The sequence below is a fragment of the Polaromonas sp. P1_G2 genome (assembly GCF_056405515.1).
Genome location: NZ_JBFUBY010000883.1, coordinates 1 through 524 on the forward strand (window position 1 = coordinate 1; position 524 = coordinate 524).

Annotated in this window: 1 protein-coding gene; it reads right to left on the minus strand. The window is 66.4% G+C overall.

Annotated elements, in window-relative coordinates; translation table 11 throughout:
• Positions 1–505, minus strand: a 505-nt coding sequence (locus AC1D0P_RS28140; protein WP_477679739.1) for a sugar phosphate nucleotidyltransferase, incomplete at its 3' end; no start/stop codon positions are given.
• Positions 506–524: the final 19 nt, after the last annotated feature.

The window sequence follows — 524 nt, forward strand, 5'->3', positions numbered from 1 at the left end:
GAGCGATCATTTCGCGGGCGCGCTCTTCGTTCGGCTTCTCGACGAAACGCTTGACATGGTGGGCGCCGCTCGGCTCGGCCTCGCCGGCCGCGACATAGCCGAAACCGGTCGCCGGCGCGGTCGGCGTGATGCCGAAGGTCGCGAGCCGCCCTGCCCTTGCCGCCGCGGCGGCGGTGTCGATCGCTTTTACATAAGCGGCATCGACACGAATATTGTGGTCGGAGGCGAGCACATGGACCAGGCGCGGCCCGTCCTTGGCGGCGATCAGCGATGCGGCGGCAATTGCCGCTGCGGTGTTGCGAGCAATCGGCTCCAGAACGACGGCCGCGAGTTCGATGCCCGCCTCCTGTGCCTGTTCGGCGACGAGGAAGCGATATTCCGAATTGGTGACCACGATCGGCTTGTCGTAGCGGCTGGGATCATCGAGCCGCTTCAGCGTCAGCTGGAACAGGCTGAGATCGCCGGTCAGTTCAAGGAACTGCTTGGGCCGGGCGCTGCGCGACATCGGCCAGAGCCGCGTACCC